Below are 15,090 nucleotides of genomic sequence, written 5' to 3' on the forward strand. Positions count from 1 at the left end.
CAGCATGCCCATCACGAGTTCTAGGAAGAATTGGGCTTCCCGCTAAGGGCCATTCCCGCCGAAGCGCCAGTCCATTCGCCGCCCGCCATCAGGTCGTCGATGGCGCGGCGCAGATCGAGCACGCCGGTCTTGATCTCAGCCGGCGTGAAGCCGCTGAAGCCAAGCACGAGCCCGTCCCGCGCGATCGGTTCGAGGCAGAAGCGGCTGATCGGCGCGACTGTGACGCCGCGCCGGGCCGCGGCCTGCGTCAGCGTAACCGCATCGAGCCCGTCGCGGAGATAGGCGATGGTGTGCATGCCGGTCTGGGTCGGAACCACTTCCAGATCGGGCGCCAGATGCTCCCGTGCCGCGTCCTCCAGTGCCTGATAGCGCTCCTGATAGAGCTTGCGCATGCGGCGGACATGCGTCGCGAAATGCCCCTCGACGATGAAATCGGCGACGATGCCCTGTAGGGCCGTCGGCACGCCCGGCGAGAAGGCTTCGAGGCAGATGCCGATCTGCTCGACGAGATGCGGCGGCGCGACGAGGAAGCCGAGCCGCAGCGACGGGAACAGCGTCTTCGAGAAGGTCCCGACATAGATGACCCGACCGCTGCGATCGATGCTGGTCAAGGTCGCCATCGGCGCGCCCTGGAAGCAGAACTCGCCGTCCCAGTCGTCCTCGATGATCCAGGCACCGCTGGCTTCGGCCGCCTCCAGCAGGGCGAGACGCCGCTCCAGGCTCATCTTGGCGCCGAGCGGTTGCTGATGCGCTGGCGTCACGAAGGCGAGCCGGAACTCGGGCGCCCGGCGCAGGCCCTCCTCGACCACGAGCCCGACCTCGTCGACCGGGACCGGCACGATGTCGACGCCGGACTGGATCATGCTGTTGCGCGCGCCGATCGCGCCGGGGTCCTCGAACCAGACCTTGTCGCCGGGGTCGAGCAGCGTCGCTGCGATGAGCTGGAAGGCCTGCTGCGCGCCGGCCACGACGAAGACCTGCTGCCATTCGCAGGCGATGCCGCGATTGAGCCTGAGATGCGCGGCGATGGCCTGGCGCAGGCCCCGTTCGCCATGCGGATCGGGATAGCCGAGCACCTGATGGCGCGGCTTGCGCCAGTGCTTGCCGGAAAGTCTGGCCCACTGTGCCATCGGGAAGGCGTCGAAGGCCGGCATCGCCGTGGTGAAGGCGCGGGGCTGATGCGGGAGGCGCGTGCCGAACAGTTTTGACGCCGTGTTCATCGCCTGCGCGAGCTTGACCCGCGCCGTCGGTGCGGCGGTCGCCGCAGCGGCTGGCGCCGGCCGTTCGTTCGCCAGTGCCTGGCTGACATAGGTGCCGGAGCCGACCCGTGTCTCGATCAGCCCTTCCGCCGCAAGCCGCTCGAAGCTTTCGACGATGGTCGTGCGGGCGACCCGGAATTCCTGCGCCAGCGTCCGCGTCGCCGGCAGGCGCTCGCCGACCTTGAGCGTGCCGCCGAGGATCAATTCGCGCAGGCCCGCGCAGATCTGGACGCTGAGCCCATGCTCGCCCTCACGGTCCAGCACGATCGACTGGAGCAGGGCGCCTTCCTCGCGTTTGACCATGATGCCTTGAGTAGGAGTGGACTGTCGATTTGGCGAGAATGGACCTTGGGATCAGGCCAATTCAAGCCCCTTCTTGCGCCGAAGCTGCCCGCGGTCCCGCCGGGTGGCGCTCCCGGAACGGATAGCGGCAGCGATGAAGATCACCCGGCTCGAAAGCTTCTCGACGCAGGACGTCGGCTTCGTCCGCGCCACATGCGAGGATGGCAGCCAGGGGTGGGGCCAGTTCTCGCCCTATAATGCCGACATCACCGCGACCGTCTTCCACCGGCAGGTCGCGCGCTGGGCGCTCAGTGAGAATGCCTTCGACATCGACGAATTGATCGCGACCATCGGCGAGCGCGAGCACAAGTTTCCCGGCTCCTATCTCTACCGCGCCATGACCGGGCTCGATACCGCGCTTTGGGACCTGCGCGGCCGGATCGAGCGAAAGAGCGTCTGCGAACTGCTCGGCGGCACGCCGCGTCCCTTTCCGGTCTACGCCTCCAGCATGAAGCGCGGCGAGATCACGCCGGAGGCGGAGGCCGAGCGTTTCCTGCGCCTGCGCGATGCCCATGGCTACCGCGCTTTCAAGTTCCGGGTCGGGCGCGAATGCGGCCGCGACATCGACGAATGGCCGGGCCGGACGGACGCGATCGTGCCGCAGATCAGGCGGGCGCTCGGGCCCGAGGCGACGCTGCTCGTCGATGGCAACAGCGCCTATTCTCCGGCCAAGGCGATCGCGGTCGGCAAGATGTTGCAGGATCACGGCATCGTCCATTTCGAGGAGCCCTGTCCCTATTGGGAACATGCCTGGACCCGCGAGGTCCGCGACGCCCTCGATCTCGACGTGACCGGCGGTGAACAGGACTGCGACCTCGCCGTCTGGCGCGCCATGATCGATGGCCGCGTGGTTGACGTCGTGCAGCCGGATGTCTGCTATATCGGTGGCGTCGGGCGCATGCTGAAAGTCGCCCGCTGGGCCGAGGCCGCCGGCCTGCCGGTGACGCCGCACTCGGCCAACCAGTCGCTGGTGACAGTGTTCACGCTGCACATCATGGGGGCGCTCGCCAATGCCGGCCCCTATGTCGAATTCTCGATCGAGGGGCCGGATTACTACCCCTGGGAACAGGGCCTACTGCGCAACCCGCCGCAGGCGCGCGACGGCATGGTCGCGATCCCTGACGGGCCGGGCTGGGGCGTCGAGATCGAGTCGTCCTGGCTCGACAAGGCCGCCTATCAGGTCACGGAGATCGGCGCGTGATCCTGGACCGCGCCGAACTCGTCGCCGAAGCCATCAGGACCGGAACGCTCGCCGGCCTACCGGGCGGACATTTCATCGACGGACGCTTCGTCGAGTCTGCATCCGGGCGGCGGATGGTGAGCTTCGATCCCGGTCGGGGCAAGGCTTTCGCGACCGTCGCAGCCGGTGATGGCCAGGACATCGACCGCGCTGTCGCGGCGGCCCGTGCGGCCCTGACCGGCCCATGGTCACGTCTGAGCCCTGCTGCCCGCGGCGACATCCTGATGCGCACGAGCCGCTTGATCGCCGAGCGCGCGGCCCGCTTCGCCGTGGTCGAGACCCTCGATTCCGGCAAGCGACTCGCGGAAGCCGAAGGCGATGTCGGCGGCGTCGTGAAGGCCTTCGCCTATTATGCCGGCGCGGCCGACAAGCTGCATGGCGACAGCATGCCGCTCGGCCCGGATCATATCGGGCTGACGATCGAGGAGCCGGTCGGCGTCGCCGCCCAGATCGTGCCGTGGAACTACCCGCTCTCGACGGCGGCGCGCGGCATCGCCCCCGCGCTCGCGGCTGGCTGCGCGCTCGTCGTGAAGCCGGCCGAACAGACGCCCTTCACGACGCTGATGCTGGCGGAACTGTTGCACGAAGCCGGCCTGCCCGCAGGCGTGCTCAACGTCGTCGCCGGCACCGGCTCTGATGCGGGGGCGGCGCTGGTCGCCCATCCCGGCATCGACCACATCACCTTCACCGGCTCGGTCGCGACCGGGCAGCGCGTGATGCGGGCCGCGGCCGAGCATGTCACCCGGCTCGTGCTTGAGCTCGGCGGCAAGTCTCCCCTCGTCATGCTGGCCGATTGCGATCTCGACGCGGCCATCGCCGGCATTATGGAAGCGATCTTCGAGAATGCCGGGCAGATCTGCTCGGCCGGCTCGCGCCTGATCGTCGAGGAGGCGATCGCCGAGCCCTTGCTCGAACGCCTCGTCGCGAGCGCGAAAGCCTTGCGGCCGGGCCATGGCCTCGGCGATGCCGGGATCGGGCCGATCAACTCGCCGTCGCAACTCGCTCGCGTCGCCGGCCATGTCGAGCGCGCCCGCGCCGCCGGCAATCGCATCCTGACCGGTGGTGCCGTCGTGCCGCCAGAGGAGTGCAACGGCGGCTGGTTCTACCAGCCGACCGTCGTGCTGGCTGATGGCCCGGACGACCCGCTGGTGCAGGAGGAAATCTTCGGGCCGGTGCTGACGGTGCAGGTCGTCCCCGATTTCGAGGCGGCCATCGCAGCGGCGAACGCCACCTCCTATGCGCTGGTCGCCGGCATCTACACCCGCGATCACGCCAAGGCCTGGCGCTTCGCTCGGGCGGTCGATGCGGGGCAGGTCTATATCAACGAGTTCTTTGCCGGCGGCATCGCGATGCCCTTCGGCGGCAACCGCAAATCCGGCTTCGGCCGCGCCAAGGGCATGGCGGGCTTGCGCTCCTACTGCAAGCTCAAGAGTGTGGTGGCGCGGATCTGATCCGGGGGGATGACGAGACGATGCCGATCGATCTGTTCGCCAGTGATTTCAAGGCCGCGCCCTATTGGTGGGACGAGGTGCCCCGGCCGGACCTGCCGCGCAACGATCCGCCTGGTCAGGCCGAGGTCGTCATCGTCGGTTCCGGCTACACCGGCCTGCAGGCGGCGCTCCAGACAGCGCGGGGCGGGCGCCACACCGTCGTCCTCGATGCCGAGGCGGCGGGGTTTGGCTGCAGCACCCGCAATGGCGGCCAGATCTCGACCAGCGTGAAGCCGGGCTTCGACGAGCTCAGCCGCCGCCACGGCCGGGAGCGCGCCTTCGCGATCATGCAGGAGGGCCGGAACTCCCTTCGCTATATCGGCGATTTCGTCCGCGACGAGGGAATCGATTGCGATTTCGGCGCCGTCGGCCGCTTCCATGCGGCCCACGCACCCGGCAGATACGAGGAGCTGGCCCGCAGCGTCGGAACCCAGCCGAAGGGGCTGGAAGTCGCCTGCCATGTCGTGCCGCGTTCCGAACAGCGCAGCGAGATCGGCTCCGATCTCTACCATGGCGGCGTCGTCTACGAGAGCCATGCCTCGATCAACCCGGCCCGCTACCATCAGGGCCTGTTGCAGCGCGTTGTCGCGGCCGGCGCCGAACTCGTGCCGCATTGTCCGGCGACGGGGATCGAGCGCATCGGGCAGGATTTCCTCGTCCAGACGCCGCGCGGCACGATCCGCACCCGCGAGGCCGTCATCGCCACCAACGGCTATACCGGCCCGCTGACCGGCTGGCTGCGCCGTCGCGTCATCCCGATCGGCAGCTATGTGATCGCGACCGAGGAATTGGAGCCGGCGCTGCTCGAGAGGCTGATCCCGAAGAACCGCATCGTCAGCGACACCCGCAAGGTGGTCTACTACTACCGCGCCTCGCCGGACCGGCGACGTATCCTGTTCGGCGGCCGCGTCTCGCTGAGCGAGACCGATCCGCGCCGCAGCGGGCCGCTGCTGCATGGCGCGATGAGCCGGATTTTCCCGGAGCTCGCCAATCGCAAGATCAGCCATTCCTGGTGCGGCTTCGTGGCCTACAGCTTCGACGAGCTGATGCATATCGGCCGGCACGAGGGGATGCATTACGCCATGGGCTATTGCGGCTCGGGCGTCGGCATGGCGAGCTATCTCGGCATGCGGCTCGGCCAGCAGGTGCTCGGCCTCGCCGAGGGCAGGACCGCCTTCGACGGCCTGCCCTTCCAGACGCGGCCCTTCTACAGCGGCAATCCCTGGTTCCTCGCGCCGTCGGTTCTCTACTACAGCTGGCGCGATCGTCTTGCCCGCTGAGTGGTCGCCCCGAATTCTCAGAGTGGACCTTATGGCCAGACCAATTTCGCCGGACCCTGCATGAGACGAGACGTGCGGACGCCGTTGATCGGCCAACCGCGCGCTCATCTTTGGGGAACGCATCGTTCAAACGGGAGAACAGACACATGCCGCGCCAGCCGATGATGCCGACGAGAACGGCCCTTGCCCTCGTCATGGGCCTTGGCCTGTTGAGCGCTGCGCCCGCCCTGGCGCAGGAACTGACCGTCGTCTCATTCGGCGGCTCCTATCAGGAGGGACAGAGCAAGGCGCTCTTCCAGCCTGCCGCCAAGGCGCTGGGCATCAAGATCAAGGAGGAGACCTATACCAGCATCGCGGACCTGCGCCTCAAAGTGAAGGCCGGCGCCGTGACCTGGGACGTGGTCGCCAGCGGCTCAGGCAGCGCTGCCCGCGCCGGTGCCGAGGGCATCCTCGAGAAGCTCGACTACAAGGTCATCGACACCTCGAACTTCCTGCCCGGCACCGCGCAGGACTACTGTGTCGGCGGCGACGTGTTCTCGACCGTGCTCGCCTGGAACACCAAGACCTATGGCCAGAACGGTCCGCAGAGCTGGGCCGATTTCTGGGACGTGAAGAAATTCCCCGGCAAGCGCTCCTATCGCAAGGGCGTGGCCGGCGCGCTGGAGCCGGCGCTGATGGCGGATGGCGTTCCCGCCGACAAGGTCTACGAGGTTCTCTCCCAGCCCGGCGGTATCGAGCGCGCGATCAAGAAAATCCGCGAATTGAAGCCGCATATCGCGGTCTGGTGGAGCTCGGGCGCGCAGCATGCCCAGCTGATGAAGGACGGCGAGGTCGACATGATTACCGGCTGGAACGGCCGCTTCGATGTCGCCGCCAAGGACGGCGCCAAGGTCGCCTATACCTTCAACCAGGGCCTGCTCGACTATGATTGCTTCGCGATCGCCAAGGGCGCGCCCAACAAGGATCTGGCGATGAAGTTCCTCGCCGAGGTCAGCAAGCCGCAATACCAGGCCGAATTCACGAAATACATCACCTACGGCCCGACCAACAAGAAGGCCTATGAGGGCGGTGCGATCGATGCAGCCTTCGCCAAGACCCTGCCGTCGCATCCCGACAATGCCGCCAAGCAGCTCACGATCGACCTGGACTGGTACATCAAGTTCGAGGCCCAGGCCTCTTCCGCCTACCAGAACATGCTGACCGAATGAGACTGGCCGGCGATCACGGGCGGCCGCGCGATGCGGCCGCTTTCGCCTCGGGCTCTGCGACGGCCCTGCCCATCGCGGTCCGGCGGCTGAGCAAGGTCTATGGCGCGGTGCCTGTGCTGGACGAGATCGATCTCGATGTCCGGCCGGGCGAGTTCCTGACCCTGCTCGGCCCCTCCGGCTCGGGCAAGACCACGCTGCTGATGGCGATCGCCGGCTTCCTGCGGCCCGACAAGGGCTCGATCCGCTTCGGCGAGCGCGAGGTCGTCCGCCTCGCGCCGCATAAGCGCGAGATCGGTATGGTCTTCCAGAACTATGCGCTGTTCCCGCATATGGATGTCGCACGCAATGTCGGCTTTCCCTTGCGGTTGCGGCGCGTGTCGGCGGCCGAGACCGCCCGGCGCGTCGAGGCTGCGCTGGAGATGTTCCAGCTCGGCGGCTTCGGCAGTCGCCGCATCGACCAGCTCTCCGGCGGTCAGCGCCAGCGCGTCGCGCTCGCCCGCGCCATCGTCTTCGAGCCGCGCATCATCCTGATGGACGAGCCGCTCTCGGCGCTAGACAAGCAACTGCGCGAGCGCATGCAGATCGAGTTGCGCCAGCTCCATGAGCGTCTGGGCACCACCACCGTCTATGTCACGCATGACCAGCGCGAGGCGCTGACCATGTCGGATCGCGTCGCCATCCTCGATCGCGGCCGTATCGCCCGCATCGATACGCCGCGCGCGATCTATGACGATCCCGGCAGCCGCTTCGTCGCCGAATTCATCGGAGAATCCTCCTTCCTCGACGTGACGGTCGCGAATGGCATCGCTCGTGCCGCTGGCGCGACCATCCACGCCAGCAATCTGCCGACACAGCAGGGCCGCTGCACGATGGTGCTGCGGCCGGAGCGGTTGCATCTGCTCGGGCCGGGCGAGGGCGAGGGCATGAACTGTTTCGAAGGTCGCGTGACGGGCGCGGTCTACCAAGGCGACACGCTGCTGCTGCAGACGGTCCTGAACGGCGGCAGCCCGGTCGCATTGCGCCTGACGACGCGTGGCGGCGAAGGCCCGCCGCCTGCGCCCGGAACACCGGTCCGCATCGGCATCGTGGTCTCCGATACCGTGCTGCTGCCCGACGAGGCGCGAGGCGCGCCGTGACGGCCGCGAGCGCCTTCGATGCAGCCGGTCCGGCCGGGGATGACCACGCCGCCGGCCTGCGGCGCGACCAGTGGCGCGAGCGCATGGGGCTGGCCAGCCTCGCGGCGCCGGCGCTCCTGCTCGTCACCGTCACCATGCTGGTTCCGGTCGGCTGGCTCTTCGGCCTGTCCTTCCTCGACGACAACGGTGCGCTGAGTCTCGAGCATTACCGGCGCATGCTGGCAGAACCTTCCTATGGCCGGACCTTCCGCACCACTTTCGAGATCAGCTTCGTCACCACGCTGATCTGCATCCTGCTCGGCTATCCCCTGGCCTATTTCCTGTCGCAACTGCCGCGCCGGGCCGCCAATCTCTGCATGATCGCGGTGCTCTTGCCGTTCTGGACCTCTTTGCTGGTGCGCACCTATGCCTGGCTCGTGCTGCTCCAGCGCAGCGGCCTCATCAACACATGGGGCATGAAGCTCGGCCTGTGGAGCGAGCCCTTGCAGCTCGTGCACAACATGGGCGGCACGCTGATCGGCATGGTCCATATCATGCTGCCCTTCATGGTGCTGCCGCTCTACGGCACGATGCGCGCGATCGACCGCAACCTGCTGCGCGCCGCCGCCAGCCTCGGCTCGACGCCGGTCCACGGCTTCTGGACCGTGTTCTTCCCGCTCTCGCTGCCCGGCCTCGCGGCCGGCGCCGCGCTCGTTTTCGTGCTTTGCCTTGGCTTCTATGTGACGCCCGCCATGCTCGGCGGCGGCAAGGTGACGATGGTCTCGAACCGCATCGCCAACGATATCGAATTGTTCTTCAACTGGGGCGCGGCGAGCGCGCTCGGCGTCGTGCTGCTGGTGATCACGCTCGTCGTGCTCGTGCTGGCGGCGCGGTTGTCGCGCGGCGCCGGCCTGTTCGGGGCGGGGCATTGAGATGAGCTGGCTCGACCGTCCCGCGAGCGACACGCAGATCAGCCACGGCGCCCGGCTCTGGCTCTATGCGGTCGGCGCGCTGGTGCTGGCCTTTCTGGCCATACCCACGCTCATCGTCATTCCGATGTCCTTCTCCCAGTCGCAATATCTGGAATTTCCGCCGCGGGAATGGTCGCTGCGCTGGTACGAGGCCTATTTCTCCTCGTCGAGCTGGATGGCGGCGACCGCGACCTCGTTCAAGGCCGGCTTCTGCACGGCGCTGCTGGCGACGCCGATGGGCACGCTCGCGGCCTATGGCCTGCATGCCGCCCGCCTGCGTTTCGCGGGGCTTGCGATCCTCGCTTTGCTGACGCCGACGATCGTGCCGGTCATCCTCGTCGGCATCGCGCTGTTCTACGCCTATGTGCAGCTCAAGATGGTCAATTCCTTCCTCGGCATCGTGCTGGCGCATACGATGCTGGCCGTGCCGATCGTGATGATGATCGTCGGCTCGGCCCTGAAGAGCTTCGACCTCGATCAGGAGCGGGTGGCGCGCAGCCTCGGCGCGACGCGAACGCAGGCCTTCCTGCAGGTGACGGCGCCACAGATCGGCTTCGCGCTCGTCACCTCGGCGGTGCTGTCCTTTCTGACCTCCTTCGACGAGGTCGTGATCGCGCTTTTCGTCTCCGGCGGCGATAATGCGACCCTGACGCGGATGATGTTCCTGGCGCTGCGCGACCAGATCGATCCCACCATCGCCGCGATCTCGACGATCATGATCGTGATGACGTCGCTGCTGCTGGCGGTGTCGCAGCTCTTCGGCAAAAGCGAGACCTGAGGGGTCACAGGCCATCAACAAGACGCCGGCCGTGGGAGCGGCCGGCGTCGTGGATGGTCTGCGGGAAGCCTGGGCTTACGTCTTCGGCTCGGCCGCAGGCGCCGGCTGCGCGGGCGCCTTGCTCGCCCCGCCCACGGACGCGGCCAATAGCGCCTGCGTCGGATCGGCGCCCTCGAATCCGGCCTGCTTCAGGATCTCGTCGAGGATCGGCTTCTGCGCGGTGAAGCTGAGCAACTGGCTCGACAGATCGCGGACCGCGCCCGCCTGCTCGCCGCTCGCACCGCCATTCATCGCGCCGACGAGATTGCCGGCACTGAAGATGCGGATGTCGGAGATCTTCTCGATCGGCTTCATCGCCTGTGCCAAGGCCGCCGGCACGATGTCGACGCGGGCCTTGTTGAGCTCGAATTCGATGATCGCCGGCGAGAGCGCGTTGCGGGCCTCGTTCTTGGCCCGCTCGGCACGCGCCTGCGCCTCGCCGAGCTCGATCACGCCGGCGGCGCGGATCTTGGCCGCGGCGGCTTCCGCCTCCGCTTCGATCTTGGTCGCAGCAGCGAGGTTCTCCGCAGCCTGACGCTCGGCCTCGGCCTTGACGGTGACCGCTGTGGCCTCCTGCTCGGCGATGCGGCGCGCATCGAGCACGGCGATGCGCTTGGCACGTTCGGCGATCTCGACCTCGCGGGCCGTCGTCACCTGCTCTTCGGCGGTGATGGCGGAAGCCTTGGCCTCGTCGGCGCGGGCGCGGGCGGCCTGCTCCTCCTCGGTCTTCTGGGCAACGGCGATCGCCGCCTCGATACGCGCGGTCTCGGTGATCTTGCGGGCTTCCGCCTCACGCTCGGCAATGCCGCGCTCGGCGGCGATGCGGGCGGATTCACGGGCCTGGCGCGTCTCGGAATCGCGTTCGGCGATGCCGCGCTCGGCTTCGAGCCGCGCCGTCTCCTCGTTGAGACGGGCGAGCTGCTCGGCCTTGGCCGCCTCTGCGCGGGTTTCGGCCGTCTTGTTGGCGATGTCGCGTTCCTGGCTGAGCTCGGCGTCGCGCTGCTCGCGCTCGATCGTCAGGCGGCGCAGCGAGGCCTCGCGGTCCTTGGTCGCGATCTCGACCTCGTTGTCGCGGACGATCTGGTTGCGCTCGCGCTTGCGCTCCTCGGTGATCTTGGTGAGCGCCGTCAGGCCTTCGGCGTCGAAGGTGTTGTTCGGGTTGAAATGCTTGATGTCGGTCTGGTCGAGCCGCGTCAGCGAGACCGATTCCAGCTCGAGGCCGTTCGATTGCAGGTCATGCGCGACCGCCGCCTGCACCGATTTCACGAATTCGGCGCGTTGCTCCTGCAGATCGCGCAGCGACATGGTGGCGGCGACCGAGCGCAGGCCGTCGACGAACTTCGCCTCGACGAGTGCCTTGAGCGCGTCGGCATCGTTGGTGCGGTCGCCCAGCGTCTGCGCGGCGAGCGCGATGTTCTCGGCATCCGGCTTCACCCGGACATAGAACTCGGCCGTGATATCCGCCCGCATCCGGTCCTTGGTGATCAGGGACTCGTTCTCGGCGCGCTTCACTTCGAGGCGCAGCGTGCTGAGCGAGACCCAGGAATAGGAGTGGAAGATCGGCAGGATGACCGAGCCGCCGTCGAGCACGACCTTCTTGCCGCCGAGGCCGGTGCGGACATAGGCCTTGTCGCGCGTCGCCCGCGTGTAGAGCGACGTCATGATGATGCCGATCACCACGATGGCGACGAGAATGCTGGCGGCGATGATGCCGAGCGAGAAGAAATCCATGTCTCAGACCCCCGTTGAGGCGCTGTTTGCGACGCTGTCCGGAGCGGGAATGGCCTCGAACAGGCCATCCGCTCCATCGACGATCAGCACCAGCGTGCCCGTTGCCATCAGATGTCCCGGCGCCGCCCTGGCGCGCAGGATGTGAACATTGTCGTACCGGTCCTTCACGCGAACCGAGCCGGGATGGCCCTGGTCGAGCGGGCCGATCGTGACGGTGCCGATCAGGCCGATGAACTCGGCCTGGCTCAGCGCATTGGTCTCGTCGCGCGGGATGATGCGGGCGATGCCACGGCTCGCCCAGCGCGTCGCCGGCACGGCCGCCAGCGCGGCGGCTGGCACGGCGATCAGGAGCGGCAGCGGCCGCAGGATCTGCGCGGCCAGGCTTTGCAGCGCGACGCCGAAAACCGCGAAGGCGGTGAGCAGGATCACCGCCAGCACGAGGATCGGCACGCCGCCGGCATTGAGCCAGGACATCCAGCCCCCGAGCAGGCCGGCCTCGTGGTCGCCCGGCCCGTGATGGCCGAGCCCGTCATCGAGCAGGCCAGAGGCCGAGGCGCCGATCAGGACCGAGACCAGTTCGATCAGGCCGAGCCCGGCCACGACCATCAGCGCCACCCAGAAGGGCGCGGTGCCCGGCTGGATGATGTCGCTCATCAGCGCTGGCCTTCCCGGAACGCCCTGAGCCTGGCTTCGATCGCGTCCTCGCGCTGGATGCGGCCGAGCTCATCCACTTCCGCCGCGCCCGTCATCGGCTTGGCCGGAACTCCGGTGACACGCTCGACGGCGGAAAGGGCCGCGGCGAGGCGCTGATCGTTGCGCTGCGAGGGGGTGGAGGGATCGCTCGCAGCGACGGCACGTTCGGCGCGCCTGGCATCGTCGAGCCGCTTCATCGCATCGGCGCGGGCCGAGGCGATGCTGCGCAATGTGGCCTCGGCTTCCGCGATCTCGCCGGCATTCTCGGTGACGGCCTTGGCGAGCGCGGTGCGCTGCGCTTCGAGGTCGATCTGGACGCCGGTCGCGGCGCGGGCGAGATCCTCGCGGCCCTTCTCCAGCCCCGTCTTGATCTTCTGGTCGAGGTCGCGGATCTCCTCATCGAGATCGGCAGCCTTGGCCTTGAGACGATGGCCGGCGGCAACCGCGACGCCGAGCGCGGCCCGGGCCTCCTCGGCGATCTTCTCGATCTCGCGCACGGCCTGCTGTGCGACGGCGGTGGTGTTGGCGCCTTCGGCGGCGTCGACCGCATTGTTGACGACGCCGGCGATCACGCGACCGAGGCGGGCAAGGATTCCTTCGTTGGACATCGTGCTCTCCCTGTGTGTGTGAATTCCGGCCTGGACAGCAACGAGGACACTGATCGTCGATCCCTGGAAGGACAGACGCGCCTCGGCAAAGTCGTTCCAGCCGCTGCGATAGCCATCCACCGAATAGGGGACGACAATCCGCCCGTTGATGGTGGCGATGCTGATGCTGTCCGGGCCCTTGATGGCGAAGAGTTTGGAGTCGAGCGGGATTTCGACGGTGGGTACGTTCGGTTGTTGCCGGCTGTGGTCGCGCAGCGCCAAGGTCGCCATGCGCGAGGGCAGGCCGGTTTGCGCCCGGATCTCCTCATAGGCTTCCTCGTGCAGCGCCACGAGATTGGCGCCCGTCGTACCGTCGAGGATCGCCATGGCCTGGCGATAGGCGGCGAGGGTGGCGTTCAGCGCCTCGCGATCTTCGTCGCTGGGCGTCAGCAGAAGCGCCATCGTGGTTTGAGGCTTCTTGACCATGCTCTTTATATAAAGCACTTCATTGGTGCTTTCAAGATGGGTGCTGCACCGGGCTCCGTGAAAGTTAATGCAGGTTAACGGCCTTGGCCTCAATTCGCGGCAGATAGGCCACGGCAGGCCAACCGCACCAGCCCCTCGATCTGGCGGTCGAGTTCGGGGCGGGGAACGGCGATCAGCTTCTCCTCCAATCCGATCGCGACGACGCCATGGACGGCCGAGAACAGCGTCCGGCCCAGGAGGTTGCGGTCCTCCGCGCTGCGATCCGGCACCAGCGTGCCCAGCGGCTGGAGAATGTGCCGGAACATCGTCATCTGCTCCGAGACGGCCCAGTCGGGCACCACGGCGCCCTCAGCCATGCGGTGTTCGAACAGCACGCGCCAGAGCTGCAGGTTGTCGCGGGCGAAGGCCGAGTAGGCGAGGGCGACGGCAACGAGGGCTTCCGTGGCCTGTTCCTGTGACGAAACGGGTGGGGATGCGGCGTTGAGCGCCGCGTCAAGCCGGGCGAGGGTGCGCGAGCCGACCCGCAGCACGAGCTCGTCCATATCCGCGACGAGATTGTAGATCGCGCCGAGCGAGCAGCCGATCTCCTGCGCGAGCTCGCGCGCCTTCAGGCCCGCAAGGCCTTTCCCGGCGATGGCCCGCTCCGCCGCATCGATCAGGAGGTCGCGCTGCCGGTCACGCCGCGCTGCCGTGGTGGTCATCTCTGCGTTCTCGCCTCGGTCGTCTGTCGCCTGACTGTGAACGTCGTTCAAAATAATTCTTGAACGACGTTCATGAACGCGCTATCGATTCATTCGTGAACAACGTTCATAGCAGGGGAAAGCCAATGCTCAAGATGTTTCTCACCTTCGTTCGTGGCGGCGCCGCCGTCGCCGAGGAGCGCTTCGCCGATCGCAACGCCCTTCTGATCCTCGACCAGCAATTGCGGGACGCAGCCGGCGCCTTCGAGCGCGCCAAGAAAGCGCTGGCGATCGCAATCGCGCAGGACCGGCAGGAGACCGAACGCCTCGCCTCAAGCAGCACGCGCATCGCCGATCTGGAAAACCGCGTCGCGGCTGCATTGGGCGCTGGCGACGAAAGCCTCGCCCGGGAGGGCGCCGAGGCGATTGCGGCGCTGGAGGCTGATCGCGAGGCGGCTTCAAGCGCGCAGGCGCTCTTCGCTGCGGAAATCCTCCGCCTGCGCCGCCATGTCGCTCAGGCTCAGGCACGGATCGCCGAGCTCGATCGTGGCCGGCGGATCGCCCGTGCTTCGGAAGCCGTGCGCCAGATGCGGCAGGGGCGGATCGAGCCCGGCCCCACGCATGAAGCGACGCTGGCCGAGGCCGAGCAGACGCTGAAGCGGCTGCGCGAGCGCCAGGTCGAGGCGGAAGCCGCGGAGACCGCGCTCGACGAACTCGATGGCGCCGCCGCAATTTCCGTCGCGGAAAAGCTGGCGGCCAAGGGCTTCGGCCCCCGGGTGCGGACGACCGCCGAGGATGTGCTGGAGCGCCTGCGCCAGCGTGCGCCCGCCCCTGCGAACTGATCGAGCGGCAATCGCATTTCAAACAGGGAGATCGTCATCATGAACCAGAACGTTCAGCCGCATAGCGGCGCCTGGGTCAGCTTCACCTACGCCTCCTTCTTCGCGGCCGGCGCGATGGTCGCGGCTGGTATCCTGTTCCTGCCGCTCGACTGGTGGGCCAGGGGTTATCTCGCCATGGGTTGCGTCATGCTGGTCCAGTCCTGCATCACCATGACCAAGACAGTGCGCGACATGCACGAGGCGTCCAGGCTGGTGAACCGCATCGAGGACGCCCGCACCGAACGCCTGCTGATGGATGCCGGCAAGCCGGCGCCGTGAACCTCGCCGGTAAGCTCCGCTTAACCGCAAG

The 15,090-nt window shown here is 67.5% G+C and carries 14 protein-coding genes; 9 read left to right on the forward strand and 5 right to left on the reverse strand.

Annotated features, from left to right (window positions below; all coding sequences use genetic code 11):
- Positions 1-20 precede the first annotated feature (20 nt).
- On the reverse strand, positions 21-1,562 hold the full coding sequence (pdxR, locus tag FHT98_RS14965; protein WP_142114516.1) for a MocR-like pyridoxine biosynthesis transcription factor PdxR: 1,542 nt from the start codon (positions 1,560-1,562) through the stop codon (positions 21-23).
- A 133-nt stretch (positions 1,563-1,695) separates the two neighbouring features.
- Between pdxR and FHT98_RS14970 the strand changes: the two genes are divergently transcribed.
- The 7 genes from FHT98_RS14970 (at position 1,696) to FHT98_RS15000 (ending at position 9,683) form a co-directional block, all read left to right on the forward strand.
- Positions 1,696-2,802: a mandelate racemase/muconate lactonizing enzyme family protein gene (locus tag FHT98_RS14970; protein WP_142114517.1), complete on the forward strand. Its 1,107-nt coding sequence runs from the start codon at positions 1,696-1,698 to the stop codon at positions 2,800-2,802.
- The gene (locus FHT98_RS14975) at positions 2,799-4,292 is read left to right on the forward strand and encodes an aldehyde dehydrogenase family protein (RefSeq protein ID WP_210244379.1); all 1,494 of its coding nucleotides are present in this window, start codon (positions 2,799-2,801) and stop codon (positions 4,290-4,292) included. Before FHT98_RS14970 ends, FHT98_RS14975 begins: the two co-directional genes overlap by 4 nt.
- A 20-nt stretch (positions 4,293-4,312) precedes the next feature.
- A complete protein-coding gene (locus FHT98_RS14980) occupies positions 4,313-5,611 on the forward strand; it encodes an NAD(P)/FAD-dependent oxidoreductase (RefSeq protein ID WP_142114518.1) in 1,299 nt (432 codons plus the stop codon).
- 146 nt (positions 5,612-5,757) lie between these two features.
- Positions 5,758-6,819 (forward strand): ABC transporter substrate-binding protein, encoded by a 1,062-nt coding sequence (locus FHT98_RS14985; RefSeq protein WP_210244380.1) that lies wholly within the window; start codon positions 5,758-5,760, stop codon positions 6,817-6,819.
- Complete coding sequence (locus FHT98_RS14990) at positions 6,816-7,955, forward strand: ABC transporter ATP-binding protein (RefSeq protein ID WP_142114519.1); 1,140 nt, start codon at positions 6,816-6,818, stop codon at positions 7,953-7,955. The genes FHT98_RS14985 and FHT98_RS14990 overlap by 4 nt, the downstream gene beginning before the upstream one ends.
- Positions 7,952-8,866, forward strand: a complete 915-nt coding sequence (locus tag FHT98_RS14995; protein ID WP_248309230.1) for an ABC transporter permease — start codon at positions 7,952-7,954, stop codon at positions 8,864-8,866. Before FHT98_RS14990 ends, FHT98_RS14995 begins: the two co-directional genes overlap by 4 nt.
- Position 8,867: 1 nt before the next feature.
- Entirely contained in the window at positions 8,868-9,683 is an 816-nt protein-coding gene (locus FHT98_RS15000; RefSeq protein WP_142114520.1) for an ABC transporter permease, read from the forward strand.
- 75 nt (positions 9,684-9,758) lie between these two features.
- On the opposite strand, the gene FHT98_RS15005 is transcribed toward FHT98_RS15000, so the two are convergent.
- The 4 genes from FHT98_RS15005 to FHT98_RS15020 all read right to left on the reverse strand — a co-directional run bounded on the left by FHT98_RS15005 (position 9,759) and on the right by FHT98_RS15020 (position 13,920).
- A complete protein-coding gene (locus FHT98_RS15005; RefSeq protein WP_142114521.1) occupies positions 9,759-11,453 on the reverse strand; it encodes a flotillin family protein in 1,695 nt (564 codons plus the stop codon).
- Positions 11,454-11,456: 3 nt separating this feature from the next.
- Positions 11,457-12,107, reverse strand: a complete 651-nt coding sequence (locus tag FHT98_RS15010) for an OB-fold-containig protein (protein ID WP_142114522.1) — start codon at positions 12,105-12,107, stop codon at positions 11,457-11,459.
- Positions 12,107-13,195, reverse strand: coding sequence for a PspA/IM30 family protein (locus tag FHT98_RS15015; protein WP_185745171.1), 1,089 nt, complete (start codon positions 13,193-13,195; stop codon positions 12,107-12,109). The genes FHT98_RS15010 and FHT98_RS15015 overlap by 1 nt, the downstream gene beginning before the upstream one ends.
- 113 nt (positions 13,196-13,308) lie before the next feature.
- A complete protein-coding gene (locus tag FHT98_RS15020) occupies positions 13,309-13,920 on the reverse strand; it encodes a TetR/AcrR family transcriptional regulator (RefSeq protein ID WP_091862199.1) in 612 nt (203 codons plus the stop codon).
- A 125-nt stretch (positions 13,921-14,045) separates the two neighbouring features.
- Here FHT98_RS15020 and FHT98_RS15025 point away from each other — a divergent pair, with 125 nt between their 5' ends.
- Positions 14,046-14,741: a PspA/IM30 family protein gene (locus tag FHT98_RS15025; RefSeq protein ID WP_142114524.1), complete on the forward strand. Its 696-nt coding sequence runs from the start codon at positions 14,046-14,048 to the stop codon at positions 14,739-14,741.
- A 39-nt stretch (positions 14,742-14,780) separates the two neighbouring features.
- The gene (locus FHT98_RS15030) at positions 14,781-15,059 is read left to right on the forward strand and encodes a YiaA/YiaB family inner membrane protein (RefSeq protein WP_061966449.1); all 279 of its coding nucleotides are present in this window, start codon (positions 14,781-14,783) and stop codon (positions 15,057-15,059) included.
- Positions 15,060-15,090 lie beyond the last annotated feature (31 nt).

Origin of the sequence: Allobosea sp. AK1 (assembly GCF_006714945.1) — a bacterium.
GTDB classification, from domain to species: Bacteria; Pseudomonadota; Alphaproteobacteria; order Rhizobiales; family Beijerinckiaceae; genus Allobosea; species Allobosea robiniae.